The following is a 23,572-nucleotide window of genomic DNA, read 5'->3' as shown; positions in this document are numbered from 1 at the left end:
ATTTATATGCCAAATTAATTAAGAGTACTAATTAATACTCACCCATTTGAATATAGTAAAGCTTAACATACCTAGTACTTATATTTACTTTGGCAGGTTGCACACCTCCTTTTACTACTACGATACCCACACCTATGCCCACAACATTGTAATGTTAATGATAGGCACTATCTTGATTAAATGACAACCAGGATAAAACCCATAGAGTTTACCGCATTAAGATCAATCATAATAGTAATTTACCTAGGAATAATATGTTCTAAGTAATTTGGTGTTACAAACTTCCCACGTATTTAATTAATAAAAATAACCATATTACGTATTTACTTGCAATCTACGTCCTGCAGAGAAACAAATTAGTACATGTAGTAACAAATTTTATATCGCAATGTACTAAATTATATGGACTAAGGCAATATGGTATTAACTAACAGTAACACGAGAACTCATAGCTATTATTTATCATCTCATATTTACTATGCTATGCATAAACAATATTTTTTAAGTGTAAATTTATTACAATATTATATGATTATTATTGCTGGGTTTATTTTACTAATAACATAGGATATTTATCTGATGTGTATGAAATTGTAGTAATAATGGCACCATCTCCTTATACCTACTTTAATCTATGCTCGTAATTTAATAAAAATATATAAAAAGTATTATTTTTAAATCAACTATGCAAGTTGTGTAGCATAGAAATTGCATGTACGCTCAATACTATTGTAGATAAATTGTTAGCTGTATTTTTTATAAATACAGTGAAAGTGTACTTTTTATTACTATTAAATATCAACGCTTTTCTATGTTCAGTTTATTATTTAATATATTTGTATACTATTGATTACATCGAACCGTATAATATTAAGAAATCAATTGAGTTGTTGTGCTTAATATAAAGTAGTATCAAAATAAAATATATGGTTATAAAAATAATCATATGTATTTAAGTAAATGTGAATATTAGATGCTAATCTATTAAGAATAGGTTAACTATCCAAGATCACGTTTTTTTGATGAGTATAGTTGATGCTAATATTATGTTTCATAATGTGTTTTTATTGCTACTATAAGCAGTTAATTTATTAATAACATCTATTGCAAAGAATATTAAATATAATTTACAAGCATTAACTGTTGTTAATATTTTCTACAATTAGCTAGTATGTATAGAAATGTACTGCATATCATTATGTTTAAAGTTATTATTCAGTACTTGTCAAGATCAAAATTGGTAGTTGATATGCATATTGTGTAATGCCAAGTAATTATAATTTTTTTATATGGATAAAGATGCAACTAATTTTAGCTTATAATAAAAGCACTGTCGCTATTATATGACATTTTATAATTTATTGAAGCAAATTACATTAATGAACCATATACAATTTAATGCCTAAAAACATGGATAGGTATTGTGGCATTTTATTAGTAATAATTCATGATCATCAGTGATTAAATTTACGTTTGCTTGCTCAATCCAAGGAAAATTAAGTTGCTTATCATCGTTGTTAAATTTGAATATTTTTTGCTACTCACTAATCGGCATGTTGTCTGTTAAACATATCTATAATAGGAAGTAAGCGCTTTTACTATCTATGTTTACTACGTGTTTATGGTATCGTGTTGCTTAGTAATTGTTTATGTTGGTTCATGTGGTTACTTATTGTTTTGTAACATGTGAATAATCTATCAGATATCTTAATAACTTGTTACATATTAGATTAAGTTTGCACTAGATTCCAACTTTAACCGTTATGTGTAAGGTGCGGATATTTGTGCTAACCTGATCCTTTTATCGATGGTTTGTGGTGTTCGGGAGGATCCGTGGATAATGTTGAAGCAACGTTTTCCTGTATTGGTGATTCTGATTCATCCATCTGTTCTTCTTCTGTAGAGCCGTGCTCTGATAGAGATAGTTCTTTAGTTTCTTTATGCCAGTGTATGGTTTGTTCGGGGAGGCTGAAAGAGGAGGATATAACTTCTCTTGAAGTACTTACTGAGCTTGTTGAGTTTAGTATACTTCGTAGCCACATTACCTCGGGACATTCTGCTTGCTTCATGGGTTTTGTCGTATCTTGTTCTAGATCTTCATCTGTTTGCTATGATTGTGAGAGAAGTTCTCTTAGTGCTGTTACTCAAGGGGTACGTAATTCTTTAGAATATGGCGATGATTTACATTTTGTTCCATCTTGTTACCAGTATGGTGATGACGGCTCTCCTGTGATTCCGAATGGTGATGTTGATAATAGTTGGTTATTTATTTGTCGAGGTGCTATTGAGGCGTTATATGGCGATGATTTGCGTTTTGCTACATCTTGTTACCAGTATGGTGATGACGGCTCTCCTGCGACTCCGAATGATGATGTTGATAATAGTTTTATTTGTCGAGGTGCTATTGGGGCGTTATCTGGTGATTGCAGTCCCCCTATCAGTAATAACTCACAAACTCTGGTGTGGCTTATAGTTTATATTTCTTTGTTAGCAATGGTTGTTGCTGCTTTATTATCAATAATAGTGATATATTTTTGCTAACTGCTAGTTAATAATTATTGTAAAGATTGGAAAGAAGTTTTTTTTGTTATGTGTGACTTCTTCTCTACTCTATATTATTCAAGAAATTTATGATCACTTGCCCATATCTACACGCGTCACACTGCGCGCCACCGGTAGTTTGTGCCAAACCTTTTAGTTCAGTGTCAATGAGATAACAGGATAGGAACAATAATGAGAGTAAATAACGCTGTGTTGTTCCTAAATTTTTCTCCGTATGTGAAGTGATAATTTACACATTGATAGTTATAAAGGTACTAACACAGTTAATCATTAATTACATTATCAACAATATAATTTCTAAAATTACTTTCTACTGCCGAGCGTAATTCACGTAAAAACAGTACAGTTACGTAATTAATAGCTCTCGCATTAACTATTACCCCACTCATGGGAATAATCATGTTTCCTTCTGGTGATATCAAACTGCTGCATTTGACAATCAAATCAGTGGCTTTTTTTACTTCGGTAGCTACTCTCTCATTCTCAAGAAGAATGTAGTTAGAAAAAACCCTTACTAGGGACTCTATGGTTAACTCTTCTTTCCATACCCTCCTATCTATAGCCAGTTTGTTTAGTTTCAGAAAATCTTCACAAATGCCAAAAACTATATTTCTTATGCAATTAAGTTTATTACAAACTTCTGACCTTAAGTAAACATGCCCAAATTTGTAAAACATGTTTTTTTTGATATGATCTATGGCAGTTGGTATACATCTTTCTAACTGTTTTGAGTACACTAGGATTACAGCTGAAAGTATTCCTTCATAAGGACAATGAGGTCGCTTTACTATGTTGAATTTTCTGCAAACTTGAGTATCAATTAGACATGGCCAGCCGATTGTCAATATTCTATAAGCTTCAGACTTTATTGCTAAAATGTAATCGGATCCTATACTGGCTATTGCTATCGATACTGCATCTGACAAATATCCTATCTCTCCGTTTTGCGTATAGTCCACAAGTATGCCTATGCCATTATTCGCATATGACTTAAAACTATCAAAGACAGCATTAGCGTAGGTTAGTATGACGTCCATAAAATTGGTAGTTAATAAACCATTTATATCTAGACCTAGCTCATTAAGTATATCTAATTCTCTAGAAGGCTCAGTTGAATTTGGTAAGTCTAGCAGAGTATCACTAAGGTATAAGAGAGTACATTTTGCAATCATACAAGACAACATGTGCACTGTTTGTTTGCTACTGCAACTAAGAAAGTATTCACCATATTTATGGCTCAAGAGATTTATGCATGTGCTAATTTTTCTACCTGAAGCATGGCATATAGATGATGTTATTCCTTGGTATATTTCTGAGCACTCACATTCCATGGCTATGAATTCTGCTACTTCACGAGATGTGCTTAATGTTCTATCACCACTGTATCCTAAATCATCCATACTCAACTTTATATGCTCCCATATACCATTTGGCGGGAGTAATGCAGTATTAAAGTTGACCGATGGTAGATGATGATGGAGTGGTGTATGTGCACTTGATGTGCTAGCAATTTCCGCCCCTTGTTGGGGGTATGGTGCATAAATCATAGATCTCGAGTTTGATCTAGAAGAAGAGGAGGTAGATGTTTTTCCGGTTATTTCATCATTCCCATGTACGAGACGATAACCACCACGAACACCAGTAGAAATTTTACTCCTTTTTGTCTTGTTAGAGTGTGTTACTACCCGGTGTGAATATGAACCATGATCATGTTGATGCGTCCATCCAAGTTCTACTACATTTGTACTACCTTTACATGTAAGAGCTGAACTTGTTACCTGCGTACTTGTATCAGTATGTTGAGATACTCCTACGACAGTACTATCACTTGGCGGAAACTTTTCCAAAGTTGAGCTAGTGAAAGAAATAATCGACGCAGAAACCGATGTAGATGTGGAAGAATTTTCTGTTTCGTTTGTTGTTAATATTCTAACCTCACTATCGTCGACCGTTACAACATCTATCTCCTCAACATCTATCTCCTCTCTTTCCTCTTCAATCATGTGAAGTGGGACTTCTTTTGTTGTGTGCATAGTCGTATTATTTATGGACACTGCGAATTTTCCAATTTCAATTATCTGAAGGTCAGTATGGTTGACTCTCTAAAAAAGTTTCTTTCTTTATTTCTAGTATCATTTGGTGCCAAATGAAGGGAGAAGAAGCTAACCGGCTAGCTGATTCTAACCCCTAGTTTAGATAAATTAGTATAAATTTATTTACATAATAAGTATGTTATACTTCTGGTATATATAGTTGAAGTACTGCGCTTATAATATCTCTTGGACATTATTGTTGTAGTAAATCAGTATTATAACTGTACTATAAAGTGGTATTTAGGTGGAGGGGAAGCTATATATCATAGCTACTGTAACACAATCGTAGTGATGTATTGTTACCAATTGTTATTCATAGATAGGAAAACAATATCTGCCATGAATATCGACACTTTGAATAAATAAACCTTGCACCTTATAATATCGTATATAAGATTAAGGAGTCCTGTATATTATAGCAGCGACATAATCAATTATTAATAATGCACTCAATATAATTCTTGAAATACTTTTCTACTGTTGATCTTAATTCACGTAAAAACAATACGATGATGTAATTAACAGCCCTCCTATTTACAGCTGATTTTCCTCTTGAGCGTATTAACGTCATAGTGATAATTAAATTTTCTTCCGATACTAAAGTTTCGCACATCTTAATTGTATTAATAGCTCTTGTTACTTCAGAAGTTCCTCTTTTGCTTTCGAGAAGAATGTATCTAGAAAAACTTATTGCCAGTGATTCGATAGTTGATTTTTCTCTCCACGTCCCATTTGCTATATTTATTTCGTTTAATGCTGCAAAATCTTTACAGATACCAAGAATCCTGCTTCTTATATAACTAAGGTTATTACAAACATCTAATTTTAAGTAAACGTGCCCAAATTTGGAAAACATAGTTTGCCTGACATGCTCTACCGCAACAGGCAAACATTTTTCCAACTGCTTAGAGTACAGCAAAAATACCGTTGAATATATTGGAGCTCTGGGGAATACTACTGGTTGTCCTAGTTTAAATTCTGCCAAAACTTCAGGAGCAAGCAGCCCTACCCAGCGTGAAAATACTGTATATACTTCATATTCTATTTTTGGAATATGCACTAATGCTTTGTTATTTATTATTTTTGATACTACATATGACAAATATCCTACGTTTCCATTTTTAGTATAACGTAGAGTCAAGTTTGATAACTTAATATGTTTCTCAAAAAAATCATTAGCAACAGTACCAACGTGTTTCAGTATGGTCGTCATAATGCTAGTGGTTAGGTAACTTATATCCAAACCTTTATTATTAATCAAATTTAACTCTCTGGAAAAATCAGTGTCATTTGGCAGTTTTGACCTCTTATCAACAAGATGGGAGAATATGGCTTTTGCAATCAGGCAGGACAGTATGTAATGCAATTGTTCGTTACTGCAACTAACTAAATACCTGCCATAATTATTTTCCAGGTTTCTCATGCATCTCCTAATATCATGGGCTGAAGCTCTATATACTACATCCGACGCTATTGTTTCTTCAACCTTTGAGTATGAACATCCAATACTTATGAATTCATTTACTTCTTCAGCCGTGCTTAGTACAGCGTTGCCATAGTACCCTAAATCATTCATACTTAGCTCAACATGATTCCATATATTTGTAGAGTAGGAGGGAGGATTAATGACACATGATGATGGTTGTTCTAAACAATTTGAGCCTGACCAATAATGGGTAATTGGTGTTGTTGCAATTGATGCGATAGTGCTTGTAGCAGATTGAGGAGAGGGGTACAGAGCACAATATCCAGATCTTGATAGCGCAGTTATCGAAGACATTGATGCATCAGAGTATAGCATCCTGCTACTGTGAGATATTTCTGAATTATTAGTGCTCGTAGGCAATATATATGTTCTCATTTCACTAGTTTTATCAGTAATTTGAGATAATGTCATAGTACTACTAACTGGAAAATTTTTAATTGTTTTGCTTGCACAAGTAATGTCAGTTGTGAAAGAAGGTGGTACTTCATAATCTAGTGTTACAACGTCTATTATCTCGTCTTCTTCGGAACTTTGGTGAGGTGATCTTCTTTCGCATTCCACTGTACATGTAGGAGTAAACATCATAACTTTCCAATTGAAACCATAAGTAGTGTACTTTATATGAGAGAAGTACTAACTAACCTTTACTTAACACTGATTATAGACACATCAAATAAAGCGGTACTTTTGCCATCCGGTACAGCACTAAATCTCAGTACAATACTACCAACATGTGTTAATTAATATAATATTATTTACACATTAAGTATTATATTTTTCAATCCAATAGTACGATAGTATTTTTATTACATGCTAAACTACTTTTTATTTTTGGATAGTGTAGTGTCATTTTGATTGGTAAATATATTTAAGATATTGGTTGTGAAAATTTGTTAGATTTAGTTAGATGTAAAACTTAATAAATCAGGTATGCTTAAGTAATAAAAATAATTGTTGTGGATACTATGATGAATTTATCTAAGATAGATACAAATTCCCAATTAATTTTTACTGATTTATAATTCTTTTGATATGTTAAAGTGTTCGGCAAGCTAGTGTTTTGTTTTGCCTTTTAGGGCGGACTCGACAGTCTAATTAATAAGAAAATTATGATGCGTTATAGGTAGAAATACTATATTCAAAATTATCCTACGATACGCTGCAGGCTAGTAAGGCACTCCATACAAACATGTATGGAGCGAGAAGTAAATTTTAAAACATGCGATGCAAAAATGTCTACTAGTAGTGTCAATATTTATAAATTTAAACCAGATGTATTTTGGACTTTAGTAATTTTATAGTGTTACTGGAAATTGTAATTTTGCGGATTTGATCTAAAGATGCAGCAATTAAGTAAGAATTATTTATCCCTATCTTTCTTTGTATAATCTAAAAAAACTACAACCTATATAAGTATATTTATGTTTTTATATATTCTTGATTGCCTGATAGATATGTATGAGTAATAAATAAAATATCTAGTTCCTATATTATAATAATTCATAATTTTTTTACATATATAACATAATTAAAATAACGACTATAAGTGAAATTATTATACTACGGTGAATTCTAGATATGACGTAAAATGATGTGTCAGGTGTTGTTAACACCTGATGTCAAGAAGGAAGCATATTACTTTTGCAGCGGCTATTTTTTTATTTAACAATTACTTAAGGTTAATGACTACACCGGCTGTATTACCTTATAAAGATTGTATTAGTAGTTTGTTCTTGTCTGTATCTAACAGCACGTTTTTTATAAACTTGGTAAATTAGATACTAATTCATAATATTATCCTATAACACCCGTACCATCTTCCCCCTTGTATAGTATGACGATTAATATACTCCTATGCTCAAGTTTAATGCCAGTTCTTTTAGTATTAGTTACAATTTATACATGTTTTGGTCTATGACTAGTTTGGCACTTGTAAATAGTATTAATTTGAAGAAATTAGCTTACGCAAAACATACGGGAGAATTCCACCGTTTTTGTAATATTCCACCTCAATAGAAGTATCAATTCTGGATAGCACATCAAACTTAAAGGTCGAACCATCCGGCCTGGTTACGACAACCTGTAACTTTTCCTGAGGACGTATTTCTCTATCAGTTCCCATTATTTCAAAGGTGTCGTTTGGAGTTATTTTTAATGTTTCTACAGACTCTTCAGTCATGAACTGAAGAGGAAGTACTCCCATTCCAACTAAGTTAGATCTATGTATACGTTCATAACTTTTGGCTATTACAGCACGTACCCCCAGTAGCAAAGTTCCCTTGGCAGCCCAGTCCCTAGAAGAGCCTGTTCCATACTCTTCTCCAGCCAGTACTATTGTCTGAATACCTTCTTTTTGATAGTGAGTAGCTGCTTCAAATACAGTAGTTTTATTGCCATTGAGCAACGTGTACCCACCCTCTATCCTTGATCCATCAGGATTAGGTGGAAGAATTAGGTTCTTTATACGCACATTAGCAAACGTACCGCGTATCATAACATCATGATGCCCACGCCGCGAACCATAGCTGTTAAAGTCCTTATGAGAAACCCCCTCGGATTTTAGCCACTTTCCAGCTGGAGAATTAGAGTCGAATAAGCCAGCAGGAGATATATGATCAGTTGTTACAGAATTACCTAGAATCAATAATGGTTTTGCTCCCTTTATTTTAACTTGAGGTGGCAATTCCATGGAAAAATTATTAAAGAACGGTGGATTAGCAATATATGTCGACTTGGGCCAGTCATATACCATCCCCTTAGCAGCAGAAATTTTTTCCCATAAAGAATTTCCTTCTACGACCGAGGCATATATCTTTTTGTAAGTTTCGGGGTTCGTAGCATAACTCATAACTTCACTAATTTCATCAGAAGTAGGCCAAATATCACGTAGATAAACTTTCTCCCCACTTGGAGAGGTGCATATTGGATCGTTATCCATATCAATAATAACTGTTCCGGCTAATGCGAAAGCTACAACCAAAGGAGGTGAGGCAAGGAAATTGCCACGAATATTGTTATGTATACGTGCTTCAAAGTTTCTGTTACCAGACAAAACTGCACATACCACCAGGCCATTTTCAGAAATAACCTCGTTGAAAGCAGGCTTAATATCACCAGAATTTCCAATACAAGTAGTGCAACCAAAAGCAGCAACCTGGAAACCTAAGAAATCTAGATATCTTTGCAACCCAGATTGATTTAGGTACTCAGCAACAATTCTAGATCCCGGAGCAAGAGAAGTCTTTACATAAGGAGGAGTTTTCAGCCCTTTTTCTACAGCTTTTTTGGCTAATAACCCTGCAGCTAAGAGAACGTATGGATTGGAGGTATTGGTGCAAGAGGTGATAGCCGCTATCATCACATCACCATGTTTTAGGGATACACCTTTTTCTTTAGTAGGGTAAGATTTATCAATGGTATCCGCAGGCTTATTGAAGCCATCGTTTTCTGTGGGTTTTTTAAGAATGTCAATAAATTTATCTTTTATTTTGCTAAGCTCAATCTTATCTTGTGGGCGTTTGGGTCCAGCTAATGATGGCACTACCTTATCTAGATCAAATTCCAAAACCCTCGTATAGTCTATTTCACCCTCTTTGGGCATACCAAAAATTTCCTGTGCCGTAAAATAGTCTCTTAGAAGAGTTTGTAAATTTTTGTCCCTACCTGTTTGTTCTAAGTACTCTATGGTGCGCTCATCTACAGGGAAAAATCCCATTGTGGCACCGTACTCCGGTGCCATATTTGCTATTGTGGCACGATCAGCTAATGAAAGATTAGTTGCGCCCTCGCCAAAAAATTCAATAAATTTACCTACAACCTTCTCCTTACGCAGCATCTGAGTCACCGTAAGTACTAGGTCAGTTGCCGTTACACCCTCCCTTAGTTTTCCGATAATATTTACGCCAATAACATCAGGGGTTAGTATGTAGATGGGCTGTCCAAGCATGCAAGCCTCAGCCTCGATTCCTCCTACCCCCCATCCAACAACCCCTAGAGCGTTAATCATGGTTGTGTGTGAATCAGTTCCTACTAGTGTGTCAGGAAAGACAATTCCATTTTTTTCTCTAATTCCTTGAAAGAAGTGTTCTAGATTGATTTGATGAATAATTCCATTTCCTGGAGGTACAACTCCGAACGTTTTAAAAGCTTGCATGCCCCACTTTATAAACTGGTATCTTTCCTTGTTTCTCTCAAACTCAATTTCCATATTGAGCTTTAAAGCATCATCACTGCCAGAGTGGTCAATCATAACGGAATGATCAACAACCATATCAACTGGTACCAAGGGCTCAATTATACTAGGATCACTTCCAAGAGATTCTGCTACCGTACGCATGCCGGCCAAATCTACCAACAGTGGAATTCCAGATAGGTCCTGAAGTACAACTCTGGCAACGCAAAATGGCACTTCTTCCGTTCGTTCCTCATTAGGTGACCAATTTGCTAACTGAGATACATGATCACTTGTGACCTTGTCGTTATCACAGTTTCTTATTACAGATTCCAATAAAATTCTTATAGATATCGGTAATCGAGAAATTTTCTTAGATCCAGACTCCTCTAGAGCTGGAAGAGAATAGTATTGAAAATCCCTACCATCAACAGACAGTGTTTTTGATAAGTAACTAAAACAAATTGACATAGCAGTTCCTTTTGTTTTCTGTGTGGCTTTCAAGAATCAAAAAAAAGCTTGACCCTTTCTGGTAAGGCAATGTTCATGGTTCTAGCAGTCTTTAGTATCTGCCAATAGTATCGATAGCTTGCTCTATCCTTGAGTTCATTATTAGAATCCTTAATTGGCCCCCAATGATTTTTTTGAGCCGTCAGTAGTACGTCTGAGGCATACAAAATCATGTCATTGCTAGGAGCCATAGCACTTATTATCGGTTCTATTTGGGATGGATGTATGCTCCACATTCGTGTAAATCCAAGATAGCGTGCTTTTTTTGCATCCTGATAGGTAATTTCGGGATTGTTTAATTGTATTGTTACGTTGTGTGATGGCACACATCCATGCTCAGCACACGCTGTAACTATTTTTTCTTTTTGCGAGACCACAAGAGGGTGAATGAATTGTTCCGGACTTTTCATTGCACAGTCTGGTATCAAAGTATTGTAAGAACTGACAAAATCCATTATACCAAAAGACAGGCATTCAACTGCTTCTTCTGCAGCAATGGCAAAGATATCTCTTGCTCCCTTGATCGTTTCAATTATGGGATGTACAGGGATGATTCTTCCCGGCGCATACTTTTCATTTATTTCACTTACCCAAGAGAGAGCTTTTTTAAACTCAGTATGAGCTTGGACCTTAGGTATGGTAAGGTACGCTATTTTGTGGCCGCTATTTTTAATTAATGATTCCACCTCATACTCAAAGAATGCGCTGTCTGGTGAGTGCACTCTCACTCCAATTCTAGAAAATTGGTTTGAGTGGCCATTAATGACCTTTATGAAGAGATCAATTTGTTGCTTTTCTTGATTCACAACTGCGCCATCATCACAGTCTAAGGTTATGTCCATAACAGGCCCTAGCTTGCTCTGCAGTTCAATGGCCTTCTTTATGAAGTTACTATTGCCAGCATAATGGTCGCAACAGGGAATCAAGGGGCGCCCGTAGCTACTTTCAGAGTCCCAAAGTACCTCATCGGGGCTTGTCATAATGTACCCAATATTTTGTGAGCAAAGCTTCTTTCCTCCTGTAGCTCCTTTACAGTATCTTTTATTTTACTCTCAGAAAAACCGTCAAAACTCATTCCTTCAACTATCTTGTAGCTATTGCTTCCTCGGCAAATACAGGGCATCCCACAGTAAAGTCCTTCAGGAATTAGTGGGGCATAAGTTTTGTCCGTAAACACCGACATGCTAACCCACTCTTGTTCCTTGCATCCTAATGCCCAATCATGCATGTGATCAATTGCAGCAGATGCAGCAGATGCAGCAGAAGAAGCTCCACGTGCAGCTATAACAGCACTACCTCTTTGCGCAACATTTAGTATAAACTCATTTTTGTACCACGACGCTTCGACCTTATCTGTTGCTTTTTCATCGTTGATGGTAGCTAACCTAATATCAGGAAACATGGTAGGTGAATGGTTGCCCCATATAACTAATTTTTGTATGTTCAACTCACACACAGATGATCCTAAGTGAGTTGCCACCATAGACATGGCACGATTTTGGTCTAATCTAACCATGCCACTGAATTGTGTTTTTTCCAAATCCGGGGCATTACTTGCAGCTACAAGTGTATTAGTATTTGCCGGATTACCTACAACTAGCACGCGTACATTTCTGGATGCTGAGTTGTTAATTGCTCTACCTTGAGTTTTAAAGATAGATATATTCTTTTCAAGTAAATCACTACGTTCTTGTCCCTTTTTTCGAGGTGATGACCCCACCAAAAAAATATACTCTGCATCACGGAATGCTATTTCTGGGTCATCAGAAATTATTACGTCCTCTAGCAATGGAAAGGCGCAATCAAGCAGTTCCATTACTACACCCTTAAGTGCGCCCATGGCTGGAGTAATCTCTAGTAATTGCAAAATAAGTGATTGCCTAGGGCCTAAGAGTTCACCACGCGCTATGCGAAAAAGCAGACTATATGCTATTTGTCCGGCAGCACCAGTCACAGTAATGCGGGCACTCTTTGAGGTCATGGTAGAATCTCCAAAAAAGAAGTTGATGATATTACGACTACCTAAGGGCAGCGATATTCTAGCTAATTTCGCCACGATCGTAACTAAAAAGATAAGAAATTTTAATCTAAAAGGTATTAATGATAGTTATTCTTCTCTTTTTAATAAAAGATTACTAATTGCTGGAAAACTTTTTAAAAGAGAATGAGAATCACTTTTAGTGCTTTGTGGCTATGTATGAAACATACTGGTTATAAAAATGATTGGATTATTGTATGTGTTTGTTGGTCGTCCTATAATGTAGCTGGTGTTGCTTTGTAGTTGTAACGATTTACCTTGCTACTTTACTTAAAGGGATAGGGGAATGCATTCTTCCTTACGTAGTAGAAAAAAGTTCCGCAATATTAATATTTTTGATATCGTAAATTACAGGTTACCAATTCCTGGTCTAGTTTCCATATTGCACCGCGTAAGTGGTGCTTTTTTGTTTATCCTTATTCCAGCTATATTGAAATTTTTGGAAATGACTATTTCTAGTCCAATTTCTTTTGAATCAGTAACTAACTTTTCGAATAAAACTTTTGTTAGAGTAGTCATTATTGTTTTATTCTGGTCTTTTGTTCACCATATTTTTGCTGGTATTAGGTTTTTGGCGCTGGATTTTCATTGGTGTGTAGAAAAGAGTGATGCTCGCTTAACCAGTGCATTAGTTTTTATTCTGGCGATAATACTAACTCTGCTGTTTTCGTTTTGGGTGTTTTCATGAAAAATAGTGTCATGCCTGGTTCTCGTAACGCCATAAGATATTGGCTTCTGCAACGTGTTACGGCATTTTTGATGGTTTTATACACTGTTGTTGTTTTGTGTCGTGTCTTATGTATGCCTGTTTGGGACTATAGAAGTTGGGTTGAGGTGTTTTCTCCACGCTGGTTTCAAATTTTTACTCTTTTTATTTTTGCTTCCCTGTGTTTTCACTCGTGGGTAGGAATGCGTGATATTGCAATGGACTATATTAAACCCCTTTGTCTTCGTTTGGCGTTTTACATAGTTATTGTTTTCCTCTTGATTTGTTATATGTTCTGGGCGTTTGAGATTTTACAAGGAGTTAACTGATGGCTCTGCCCAAAAGAAGTTATGACGTTCTGGTTGTAGGTGCGGGTGGATCTGGTTTGCGTGCCGCATTAGAGCTGTCTAAATCTGGCGTCAATGTAGCAGTTGTTTCTAAAGTTTTCCCCACTCGTTCACATACTGTAGCAGCCCAAGGTGGAATAGGCGCCTCTCTTTCAAACATGGGAGAGGATCATTGGCTTTGGCACATGTACGACACAGTAAAAGGTTCTGATTATCTTGGTGATCAGGATGCTATTGAATTTATGTGTAGGGAGGCTGCTGAGGTTGTTTATGAACTAGAGCACATGGGGATGCCTTTTGATCGCAATCAGGACGGTACTATTTATCAGAGAGCTTTTGGTGGGCATACTGCTAATTTCGGAGAAAAGCCGGTGCAGCGCTCTTGCTGTGCGGCAGATCGTACTGGACACGCCATGCTTCATACTCTATATCAGCGTAATTTAGCCTTAAATACCTACTTCTACATAGAGTGGATGGCAATAGACCTGATTATGGATACGCAAGGTGCTTGTGTGGGTGTTTTAGCCATGGAGATGGAGACTGGTAGGTACATGATTTTGAATGCTAAGTCGATCATTTTGGCTACCGGCGGCTCGGGTAGGATTTTTCGCTCTACTACCAATGCTTATATAAATACTGGGGATGGCATGGGCATGTGCGCTCGTTCAGGTATCCCTCTTGAGGATATGGAATTTTGGCAATTTCATCCAACTGGTGTTTCTGGCGCAGGTGTGCTTATTACTGAAGGTGTACGTGGTGAGGGTGGCATATTATTGAATGCTGATGGCGAGCGCTTTATGGAAAGATATGCCCCCACCCTTAAGGACTTGGCCCCACGTGATTTTGTTTCTCGCTCGATGGATCAGGAGATCAAAGAAGGCAGGGGTTGTGGTCCCAATAAGGACTATGTTTTTCTTAAACTTAGTCATTTGGGTGAAGAAACAATTATGAAGCGCCTTCCTTCTATACGTGAGATTGCTATTCGCTTTGCTAATGTTGATCCCATAAAGGATCCTGTTCCAGTGGTTCCCACCATCCATTATCAGATGGGTGGAATACCAGTAGATATTCATGGTCGTGTGGTTTCTTGTGATAGTGATGGTCGCGATGTCCCAGTGCATGGATTGTATGCTGTTGGTGAATGTTCTTGTGTATCTGTTCATGGGGCTAATCGTTTAGGAACTAACTCATTGTTAGATCTGGTTATTTTTGGAAGATCTACTGCTCGTCATGTTGCCAAGTTTGTGTCTTCCCTTCCTGATATTTTCCCAGACCTTTCTCCTAGTGCCGGGGAGGAAGCGGTGGATCGTGTTGAGACTTTGAGGAGCCGCTCCTCTGGAGAGGGTGTGCATGATGTTTTATCCCAAATACAGAGTGTTATGCAGGATCATTGTGCGGTCTTTCGCAAGGGAGAGCTTCTGAAAGATGGAGTTATTAAGATTATGGAACTTGCTGATAAAGTTAATAATATCTTTATTAATGATAAGTCAACCGTTTTTAATACAGCATTGGTTGAGGCGCTGGAGTTGCAGAATATGATTGAGGTGGCAAAAGCAACTATGGTTTCTGCAGAGGCGCGTTGCGAAAGTCGGGGAGCGCATGCTCGTCAGGATTATCCCGACCGTGATGATGGCAATTGGATGAAGCACTCTCTGTATTTTTCTAATACAGGACGTCTTACATACAAGCCTGTTCGCTCTCGTCCATTAAGCGTTGATAGCTTTATGCCTAAACCTAGGGTTTTTTAGTTAGTATATTTTTGTTTGGTTAGTACATTTATTAGTTGCCAGGGGGCATTTTTTATGAGTGCTGATGATGTTCGTACGGTAGAGATTTATCGCTATGACCCTGAAAAGGATGATAAGCCGCGTATGGAGAGTTATGAGGTAAATCTGTCCAAGCATGGTTTGCGGATGTTATTGGATGTTATTACTCATATTAAGTCTTTGGATGATTCTCTGTCCTTTCGTCGGTCATGTAGAGAGGGTGTTTGTGGGTCCGACTCCATGAATATTAATGGTAAGAATGGTCTTGCATGCCTTACAAATATGAAATCATTACCTAAGAAGGTTGTTTTGCGTCCTTTACCTGGTTTGCCAGTAATAAGGGACCTTATTGTAGATATGACCTCATTTTATAATCAGTACTACTCCATAAAGCCATATTTGGTTAATACTGAATCTGTGGCTATAAACAAGGAACGTTTGCAATCTCCCGACGATCGCCAAGAATTGAATGGCTTGTACGAGTGTATATTATGTGCATGTTGCTCTACTTCTTGTCCATCTTTTTGGTGGAATCCTGACAAGTTCGTTGGTCCGGCTGGTTTATTGCAGGCGTATAGGTTTATTGCTGATTCTCGTGATACTGCTACTAATGAGAGACTTGATAGCTTGGATGATCCCTATCGTCTTTTTAGATGTCATAGTATTATGAACTGCGTTGATGTTTGTCCCAAAGAACTTAATCCTACTAGGGCTATAGGAAAGATTAAGACTTTGTTGTTGTCTCGTTCGATATGAGGGATGAAGAATTTAGGCGTCTTAGGTGGCGTTGTCGCCGCGGTATGTTGGAGCTTGATATAATTTTGAATCGTTTTCTGGATAATCATGCTTCTTCTCTGACCGATATACAAATTGCTGCCTTGGCTCGTTTTTTGGATTACTCAGACCCAGATATGCTGAACGTACTAATGGGTCGTTTGTCCACTAATGATGCTGAGATTGATCATCTTGTAGGAATGGTGTGTTGAAGGGCCGTTTGTCAATGTTCGTTGGGGTGGGGTATATGGATAAAGCAAAAATAGAACTAGGTAATGGAGGTCCTTCTTACACTGCTGATGTTTTAGAGGGTACTGTTGGACCAAAAGTAGTGGATGTGCGAAGTTTTTATGCACAAACAGGTGTTTTCACATATGATCCTGGTTTTTTGTCTACTGCTAGTTGTCACTCTGCCATTACCTATGTTGACGGAGAAAATGGTGAGTTGTGGTACAGGGGATATCCTATTGAGCAGTTGGCAGAGAATTGTTCCTTTATGGAGGTTGCCTATCTGCTTTTATACGGTGATTTGCCAGATGCTGATGAACACAAGGAATTTTGCCGGCTTCTGTCGGTACATACAATGATACATGAGCAACTTAGTAGGTTTTATCATGGCTTTAGGCGTGATGCTCATCCTATGGCGATTGTGGCGGGTGTGGTTAGTGCCTTGTCGGCTTTTTATCATGATTCTCTTGATATTGACGATCCGGTGAGCCGCAATATTTCGGCTATTCGTTTGATTGCTAAAATGCCTACCATTATCGCTTCAGCATATAAATATTCAATAGGTCAGCCATTTGTATATCCTCAAAATGATTTGGACTATACCTCTAATTTTATGCGAATGATGTTTGCGGTTCCTTGTGAGGAGTATGTAGTTAACCCTGTTTTGTCTAGGGCTTTAGACAGGATTTTTATTCTTCATGCTGATCACGAGCAAAATGCATCAACTTCTACTGTTCGTTTGGCAGGTTCATCTGGTGCTAATCCCTTTGCTGTTATTGCTGCCGGTGTTGCTTGCCTTTGGGGGCCTGCTCACGGAGGTGCTAATGAAGCATGTCTACAGATGCTTCGAGAAATTGGTGATGTCAGTCGTATTGGTGAGTACATTAAGAAGGCTAAAGATAAATCAAGTTCTTTCAGACTGATGGGTTTCGGGCATCGTGTGTACAAAAATTACGATCCAAGAGCTCGTCTAATGCGTCAGACTTGTCATGAGGTTTTAGATGAATTGGATTTACACAACGATCCTCTTTTTAAGCTGGCCTTGAAGTTAGAACAAGTTGCACTTGAGGACGATTACTTTGTGAGTAGAAAATTGTATCCTAACGTTGATTTTTATTCTGGCATTGTCCAGCAAGCTTTGGGCATACCAGTGGATATCTTTACTTGTGTTTTTTCCTTGGCGCGTACTGTGGGTTGGGTTTCTCACTGGATCGAGATGATTACTGATCCTGAATACAGGATTGCTCGTCCACGTCAATTGTACAAGGGTCACGACAAAAGGGATGTGCTTCCTATTGATAAAAGGAAGTGCGGTTGTTAGTGTTTTTGCTTGTGTTAGCGTGGTCTAAGGGGTTTTTCTGTGGGTACTATGAAACAGTTGGAGGAGACCGCTTATTTGAGCTCGGTTAGTGCTGGGTTCTTTGAGGATCTGTATTCGCTTTATAAGAGTGATCATGATTCTGTTACTCCAGATTGGCGATCATGTTTTGAACATTACGAAAAAACTGGGGATTTACTTCCAGTTTTTGAGGGTTGTGGCGGCTCTCTCGGTTCTGGTTTATCAGATGAGTCTTCTACTGGTGTAGTTGCTGATTCTTCTGGGTCACTTTCCTCTGAACTTATTTGGGATGCTTATCGCTCCTGGGGTTATTTTTCCGCCAAGCTTGATCCTCTGGGTCTTGTTTCTAGTTTACCCAATCCGATTATTGCTGACATAGAGTCTCGCTTATCTTATGAGTCCTATGTGCCTATGCGTGAAGCTTATTGTGGCTCAGTTGCAGTTGAATTGGCTCACATTTCATCTTTTGATGAACGTGTGTGGCTGCAGGAAAGATTTGAATCCCGTTTAAGTGAAAGTGTGTCAGTTGACTCTAAGAAGCGAATTTTGCGCTTGCTTACTGCGGCTGAACATTTTGAGGATTACCTAGCGAAACGGTTTGTTGGTGTCAAACGTTTCGGTCTTGATGGCAGTGAATCATTCATTGTGGCCTCTGATGCTTTGGTTCAATATGCTGGAGATCTTGGTATACGCGAGATTATTATTGGTATGGCCCATCGTGGACGATTGAACTTTCTTGTTAACATAATGGGCAAGTCTCCAGCTATAATGTTTGAAGAGTTTGAGGGCCATTTTGATAAGAAGCTCATATCCGGTGATGTTAAGTACCATATGGGTTTTTCATCTAATGTTTCTACTTCTAACCATGTTGTGCGTTGTTCTTTGGCATATAATCCTTCACACCTTGAGATTGTGGATGCTGTTGTAATGGGTATGGCTAGATCACGTAGAGACAGCTATCCTATGTCGCAAAGAAATTTAGTTTTGCCGTTTTTAGTTCATGGTGACGCTGCATTTGCTGGGCAGGGGGTGGTAATGGAGACCCTGAATATGTCCTTGACGAACGGCTATTCGGTGGGTGGGACTGTCCATCTGGTGATTAATAATCAGATTGGTTTTACTATGTCTAACGTTACGGATGCTCGTTCTAGCATGTTCTGTACTGGTGTTGCAAAATCTGTTGAATGCCCAATTTTTCATGTTAATACGGATGATCCTGAGGCTGTAGCTTGGGTTCTTAGATTAGCTTTGCTTTATCGTCAGACCTTTTGCAAGGATGTGGTCGTTGATTTGGTTTGTTTTAGGCGTTTTGGTCACAACGAGCAAGATGAGCCTTATATTACCCAACCGATTATGTACCAGAAGATCTCTGAGCATCCAGGTACTAAGAGTCTCTATGCAAATTGTTTAGTCGAGTCTGATGTGTGCACACAAAGCGAGGTTGATGGGTATATATCAGAGTACATAGAGTCCATGGATAAGGGTGTTACTCCTGTTCCTATTACATCTGAATCTTTACTTTTTGACCGTCCTTGTACTGGGTGGTCTGAGATATTGACTGACAAATACACCGGACATGCACGAACCTCTCTGCCAATAGAAACATTAACAAATCTTGGTAGTTACTTACTTAACCTTCCCAGCAATTTTACTCTTCATCGTGCCGTCAGCAAAGTTTTTTCTGATCGTCATAATATGTATAAAGGCGAGGATTTACTCGATTGGGGGGCTGCGGAGAATTTGTCTTATGCATCTTTGTTAAGTGATGGTTTTTCTGTGCGCTTGTCCGGTCAAGATTGTGGTAGGGGTACGTTTGCTCATAGGCATGCCATTATTCATGATCAAAAAAATGGGCAACTTTTTTGTCCTTTAGCTAATTTGGCAAAGAGAGAGGGTGTTTCGTTCGAAGTTTATGATTCTGTTCTCTCTGAAGAGGCTGTAGTGGCGTTTGAGTATGGATATGCTATGACTAATCCCAAGTCACTTGTAATTTGGGAAGCTCAGTATGGTGATTTTTGTAATAACGCTCAAGTAGCCTTTGATCAATTTTTATCTAGTTCAGAGGTCAAGTGGGGGCGCTACAGTGGTGTCGTTTGTTTGTTGCCCCACGGCTTAGAAGGACAAGGACCCGAGCATTCTTCTGCAAGGTTGGAGCGTTTTCTTCAGTTATGTGCTCATAAGAATATGGAAATTTGTGTTCCTACCTCGGCATCTCAAATTTTTCATCTGCTGCGCCGCCAAATGTTGCGTACCCAGAGGCGTCCATTGATTGTTATGACTCCTAAGTCACTGTTGCGTAAGCGTCATGCTATGTCTTCTCTTAAGGAAATAGCGGGCGCCTCCTTTTATCCAATAATAGGTGATGGCGTTGTTGATCCTTATCGTGTTCGCAGGCTTATTGTTTGCACGGGGAAGGTTTATTACGATCTACTAGCGTATAGGCAGGAACATCAGAGGGAAGATGTAGCAATTGTTCGGTTAGAACAGTTATTTCCCTTCCCGCATTCTTTATACTCTGCTGAAATGGCTAGGTATACTCGTCTCCTTGATATTGTTTGGTGTCAAGAGGAGCCTCGTAACATGGGTGCTTGGTATTTTATTTGCCACAAACTGGGTGGGTATCTGACCTCATTACAGAATTTGAGATATGCTGGTCGTCAACGTGAGGCCTCTCCCGCTGTTGGATCTCCTTCCACCCATCGTTTGCAGCAAGATGCTCTTATCAAGGATGCTTTTGAGTCTCATGTATCCTCAGAGCCCAGTGACGAGTAGTGACTTGACTGTTATTTCTTAAAGAGGTTTTTTTATGTCTGTCAAAGTAAAGGTGCCTCAGTTGTCGGAGTCAGTTTCTGAAGCAACGCTTCTTTCCTGGCAAAAGCAGCCTGGAGATCATGTAAAGAGGGGTGAAGTCTTAGTTGAGATTGAGACGGACAAGATAGTTATGGAGATTCCGTCGCCTATTGATGGTGTTTTATCTGCTATAATCGAGGATGATGGCGCCATCGTTGTTAGTGGCCAGGATATTGCTGATATTACTGAGATGTCCTCAGATTCCGATCTTCCTTCTCGTGCATCTGCCGTAGGTTCTCATGAGGATGCTGTTGTCCAACAGCATGGAGGATCGTCTGTCGCTTCCCATAGTAATGTTGCTATGCCAGCCGCCGTTTCGTTGGCTTCTAATATGGGGGTTGATTTAGGTGATGTTTCTGGATCTGGACTTGGCGGGCGCATTTTGAAAGAAGATGTGCTAAAGTCGTCTGACCTACCCGATACCTCTACTGCTTCTACTTCATCACATGCTGAGGAATCTAGTACTTCTGTATCTGTAGAGTCTGAGTCTAGCTCCAAACCTGAAGCTACCAGGGATGAGAAGGAAGTAGTATCTTCTGTTAGTGATAATGCTATTTCCGATCGTCGTGAGCCAATGTCTAGGTTGCGAGTTCGTGTGGCAGAGAGGTTATTGGAATCTCAGTCCTCTACTGCCACTCTTACGACTTTCAATGAGGTTAATATGAAGGCCGTCATTGATCTTCGCAAAAGATATGTTGATATCTTCGAAAAGAGCCACGGAGTGCGCTTAGGATTCATGTCATTTTTTGTTAAGGCGGTTGTTGCTGCTTTGAAAAAGTTTCCTGTTCTCAATGCATCTATTGATGGTTCCGACATCATATACCATGGTTCGTTTAATATAGGTGTGGCTGTAGGTACAGAGAGGGGTTTGGTAGTACCGGTTATTCGTGATGCTGATAGTTTGCTCATGCATGAAATTGAGCTTGCTATTTCAGATTACGCCAAACGTGCTAAGTCTGGGCGTTTGGCTTTGGACGATCTGCTTGGCGGTACGTTTTCCATTAGCAATGGCGGTTCCTATGGATCTGTCATGTCTACTCCTATCATTAATCCTCCGCAGTCTGCTATATTGGGCGTTCATGCTATAAAAGATCGTCCTGTTGTAGAGAATGGGGAGATTGTTATTCGTCCCATGGTTCATTTGGCACTTTCTTATGATCATAGGCTGATTGACGGTAGAGAGGCCGTTCTAGGACTGGTTGCTATTAAGGATGCTCTAGAGGATCCTTCTCGCTTGTTGTTGTGTATTTAGTATACTGATGGGCTTGTAATGGAGAAATTTGATGTTGTAGTTATAGGTGCTGGTCCTGGCGGGTATGTTGCCTCCATTCGTGCTGCACAGTGTGGGTTTAGGACAGCCTGTATTGATTCTTGGTCAGACCAATTTGGCAACCCGTGTTATGGGGGAACTTGCCTGAATGTGGGTTGTATTCCCTCCAAGGCTTTGTTGCAATCTTCTGAGTTTTATTCGCAGGTGTGCCATGATTTTTCTGATCATGGTGTTGTTGTAAGTTCTGTTCAGTTAGATTTGGACAAGATGATGCAACGCAAGAGTAAAATTATTTCTGATAATAGCCGTGGCATTGCTCATTTGTTCAAAAAGAATTCAGTTACCCCAATTTTGGGGAGGGCTTCTTTTCACAGTAGGGAAGCTGATGGTTCGTATTTACTTTTTGTTTCTGGGCAAGACAATGTGGTAGCTGCAGATAGAGTGATTATTGCTACTGGCTCCGTTCCTTCTTGTCTTCCAATGGCTCCAGTAGATAATCGTCTTGTTGTTGACAATGAAGGTGCTCTTTCCTTTGATCGAGTTCCGGGCCGTCTTGCTATAATAGGTGCAGGTGTTATAGGTTTGGAGATGGGTAGTGTTTGGTCACGATTGGGTTCGCATGTTGTACTCCTAGAGGCTTCCACCTCATTCTTAGCAGCGGCAGATTTGTCTGTTTCAAAAGAGGCAATGAAGAATTTCAAGCGCCAGGGTATGCAAATTAACCTGGGTGTTAATGTTAAATCTGTTGTTACCCATGATTCTGTTGTTACACTTACTGTACAATCATCTAGTAATGAGCTTAGGTCTTTAACATTTGATCGTTTGATAGTGGCAGTTGGAAGAGTTCCTAATACCAATGAACTGGGCCTGGACCGAGTTGGTATATCCATTGATGATCGTGGGCGTATAGTCGTGGATGATAATTTTTCTACTTCTGTTCCTGGAGTTTACGCCATAGGTGATGTTATTTCTGGACCTATGTTGGCTCATAGAGCAAGCAAGGATGCTCTGTTTGTTGTTGAGAGCATGGCGGGACTTTGTCCATACTATGATAGGGATATTATTCCGTGGGTTATATATACTGATCCTGAAATTGCTTGGGTTGGGAAAACCGAATCGCAACTTATAGATTTGGGTCGACCGTATAATGTGGGGCAGGCTAGCTATGTTTCTAATGCCCGTGCTCGTTCTATGGGCCGTAATTTAGGATTTGTTAAAATGCTTAGCTGCGGAGACACTGATCGTTTGTTGGGGGTACATATGGTTGGTCCTATGGCTTCCGAGTTGATTAATGAGTGCGTAGTGGCTATGACGTTTAAGTCTTCAGCTCAGGATATTGCATCCATCATGCATGCTCATCCCAGTCTTTCTGAGGTGACTCTGGAGGCGGCTCTTGCTACTTCTGGTGCTGCCATACACTCTTAGCTCAGCA

At 38.6% G+C, this 23,572-nt stretch carries 15 protein-coding genes; 10 read left to right on the top strand and 5 right to left on the bottom strand.

What is annotated here, in order from left to right; translation table 11 throughout:
* Window positions 1-1,833 precede the first annotated feature (1,833 nt).
* On the top strand, window positions 1,834-2,541 hold the full coding sequence (locus A6733_RS04510; protein ID WP_092401987.1) for a hypothetical protein: 708 nt from the start codon (window positions 1,834-1,836) through the stop codon (window positions 2,539-2,541).
* A gap of 284 nt (window positions 2,542-2,825) precedes the next feature.
* Here A6733_RS04510 and A6733_RS04505 read toward each other — a convergent pair whose 3' ends face one another.
* The 5 genes from A6733_RS04505 to A6733_RS04485 all read right to left on the bottom strand — a co-directional run bounded on the left by A6733_RS04505 (window position 2,826) and on the right by A6733_RS04485 (window position 12,803).
* Window positions 2,826-4,565 (bottom strand): hypothetical protein, encoded by a 1,740-nt coding sequence (locus A6733_RS04505; protein ID WP_092415090.1) that lies wholly within the window; start codon window positions 4,563-4,565, stop codon window positions 2,826-2,828.
* A gap of 520 nt (window positions 4,566-5,085) precedes the next feature.
* Window positions 5,086-6,726 carry a hypothetical protein gene (locus A6733_RS04500; RefSeq protein ID WP_092411311.1) on the bottom strand — a complete coding sequence of 547 codons (1,641 nt, stop codon included), beginning with the start codon at window positions 6,724-6,726 and terminating at the stop codon, window positions 5,086-5,088.
* Window positions 6,727-8,083: 1,357 nt separating this feature from the next.
* Window positions 8,084-10,783, bottom strand: coding sequence for an aconitate hydratase AcnA (gene acnA / locus A6733_RS04495; RefSeq protein WP_092401993.1), 2,700 nt, complete (start codon window positions 10,781-10,783; stop codon window positions 8,084-8,086).
* Between the two features lie 29 nt (window positions 10,784-10,812).
* Entirely contained in the window at window positions 10,813-11,802 is a 990-nt protein-coding gene (locus A6733_RS04490; protein WP_092401978.1) for an HpcH/HpaI aldolase/citrate lyase family protein, read from the bottom strand.
* Window positions 11,799-12,803 (bottom strand): malate dehydrogenase, encoded by a 1,005-nt coding sequence (locus A6733_RS04485; protein ID WP_092401976.1) that lies wholly within the window; start codon window positions 12,801-12,803, stop codon window positions 11,799-11,801. Before A6733_RS04485 ends, A6733_RS04490 begins: the two co-directional genes overlap by 4 nt.
* A 343-nt stretch (window positions 12,804-13,146) precedes the next feature.
* Between A6733_RS04485 and sdhC the strand changes: the two genes are divergently transcribed.
* The 9 genes from sdhC to lpdA are packed head-to-tail and all read left to right on the top strand — an operon-like array spanning window position 13,147 to window position 23,565.
* Window positions 13,147-13,548, top strand: a complete 402-nt coding sequence (gene sdhC / locus A6733_RS04475; protein WP_092401970.1) for a succinate dehydrogenase, cytochrome b556 subunit — start codon at window positions 13,147-13,149, stop codon at window positions 13,546-13,548.
* The gene (sdhD, locus tag A6733_RS04470; RefSeq protein ID WP_092401967.1) at window positions 13,545-13,895 is read left to right on the top strand and encodes a succinate dehydrogenase, hydrophobic membrane anchor protein; all 351 of its coding nucleotides are present in this window, start codon (window positions 13,545-13,547) and stop codon (window positions 13,893-13,895) included. The genes sdhC and sdhD overlap by 4 nt, the downstream gene beginning before the upstream one ends.
* Window positions 13,895-15,661, top strand: a complete 1,767-nt coding sequence (gene sdhA, locus A6733_RS04465; RefSeq protein ID WP_092401964.1) for a succinate dehydrogenase flavoprotein subunit — start codon at window positions 13,895-13,897, stop codon at window positions 15,659-15,661. The genes sdhD and sdhA overlap by 1 nt, the downstream gene beginning before the upstream one ends.
* Before the next feature lie 54 nt (window positions 15,662-15,715).
* Window positions 15,716-16,435: a succinate dehydrogenase iron-sulfur subunit gene (locus A6733_RS04460; RefSeq protein WP_092401961.1), complete on the top strand. Its 720-nt coding sequence runs from the start codon at window positions 15,716-15,718 to the stop codon at window positions 16,433-16,435.
* The gene (locus A6733_RS04455; RefSeq protein WP_092401958.1) at window positions 16,432-16,665 is read left to right on the top strand and encodes an FAD assembly factor SdhE; all 234 of its coding nucleotides are present in this window, start codon (window positions 16,432-16,434) and stop codon (window positions 16,663-16,665) included. The genes A6733_RS04460 and A6733_RS04455 overlap by 4 nt, the downstream gene beginning before the upstream one ends.
* A 35-nt stretch (window positions 16,666-16,700) precedes the next feature.
* Window positions 16,701-18,002: a citrate synthase gene (gene gltA / locus A6733_RS04450; RefSeq protein WP_092401955.1), complete on the top strand. Its 1,302-nt coding sequence runs from the start codon at window positions 16,701-16,703 to the stop codon at window positions 18,000-18,002.
* Between the two features lie 48 nt (window positions 18,003-18,050).
* Entirely contained in the window at window positions 18,051-20,792 is a 2,742-nt protein-coding gene (locus A6733_RS04445; RefSeq protein WP_092401990.1) for a 2-oxoglutarate dehydrogenase E1 component, read from the top strand.
* A 34-nt stretch (window positions 20,793-20,826) separates the two neighbouring features.
* Entirely contained in the window at window positions 20,827-22,122 is a 1,296-nt protein-coding gene (odhB, locus tag A6733_RS04440) for a 2-oxoglutarate dehydrogenase complex dihydrolipoyllysine-residue succinyltransferase (RefSeq protein WP_092401952.1), read from the top strand.
* An 18-nt stretch (window positions 22,123-22,140) separates the two neighbouring features.
* Window positions 22,141-23,565, top strand: coding sequence for a dihydrolipoyl dehydrogenase (lpdA, locus tag A6733_RS04435; RefSeq protein WP_092401949.1), 1,425 nt, complete (start codon window positions 22,141-22,143; stop codon window positions 23,563-23,565).
* The last annotated feature ends 7 nt before the right edge of the window (window positions 23,566-23,572 follow it).

The sequence above is a fragment of the Candidatus Ichthyocystis sparus genome (assembly GCF_900078745.1).
Taxonomy (GTDB): Bacteria; Pseudomonadota; Gammaproteobacteria; order Burkholderiales; family 2013Ark19i; genus Ichthyocystis; species Ichthyocystis sparus.
Note: the sequence above shows the minus strand (reverse complement) of the source record. Positions and strands in the feature narration are given on the sequence as shown.

Excerpts from the sequence above, each read along its gene's own strand:
- A6733_RS04505 (WP_092415090.1), bottom strand. The coding sequence starts at position 4,565 with ATGATTGAAGAGGAAAGAGAGGAGATAGATGTTGAGGAGATAGATGTT.
- A6733_RS04500 (WP_092411311.1), bottom strand. The coding sequence starts at position 6,726 with ATGATGTTTACTCCTACATGTACAGTGGAATGCGAAAGAAGATCACCT.
- acnA (WP_092401993.1), bottom strand. The coding sequence starts at position 10,783 with ATGTCAATTTGTTTTAGTTACTTATCAAAAACACTGTCTGTTGATGGT.
- A6733_RS04490 (WP_092401978.1), bottom strand. The coding sequence starts at position 11,802 with ATGACAAGCCCCGATGAGGTACTTTGGGACTCTGAAAGTAGCTACGGG.
- A6733_RS04485 (WP_092401976.1), bottom strand. The coding sequence starts at position 12,803 with ATGACCTCAAAGAGTGCCCGCATTACTGTGACTGGTGCTGCCGGACAA.
- sdhC (WP_092401970.1), top strand. The coding sequence starts at position 13,147 with ATGCATTCTTCCTTACGTAGTAGAAAAAAGTTCCGCAATATTAATATT.
- sdhD (WP_092401967.1), top strand. The coding sequence starts at position 13,545 with ATGAAAAATAGTGTCATGCCTGGTTCTCGTAACGCCATAAGATATTGG.
- sdhA (WP_092401964.1), top strand. The coding sequence starts at position 13,895 with ATGGCTCTGCCCAAAAGAAGTTATGACGTTCTGGTTGTAGGTGCGGGT.
- A6733_RS04460 (WP_092401961.1), top strand. The coding sequence starts at position 15,716 with ATGAGTGCTGATGATGTTCGTACGGTAGAGATTTATCGCTATGACCCT.
- A6733_RS04455 (WP_092401958.1), top strand. The coding sequence starts at position 16,432 with ATGAGGGATGAAGAATTTAGGCGTCTTAGGTGGCGTTGTCGCCGCGGT.
- gltA (WP_092401955.1), top strand. The coding sequence starts at position 16,701 with ATGGATAAAGCAAAAATAGAACTAGGTAATGGAGGTCCTTCTTACACT.
- A6733_RS04445 (WP_092401990.1), top strand. The coding sequence starts at position 18,051 with ATGAAACAGTTGGAGGAGACCGCTTATTTGAGCTCGGTTAGTGCTGGG.
- odhB (WP_092401952.1), top strand. The coding sequence starts at position 20,827 with ATGTCTGTCAAAGTAAAGGTGCCTCAGTTGTCGGAGTCAGTTTCTGAA.
- lpdA (WP_092401949.1), top strand. The coding sequence starts at position 22,141 with ATGGAGAAATTTGATGTTGTAGTTATAGGTGCTGGTCCTGGCGGGTAT.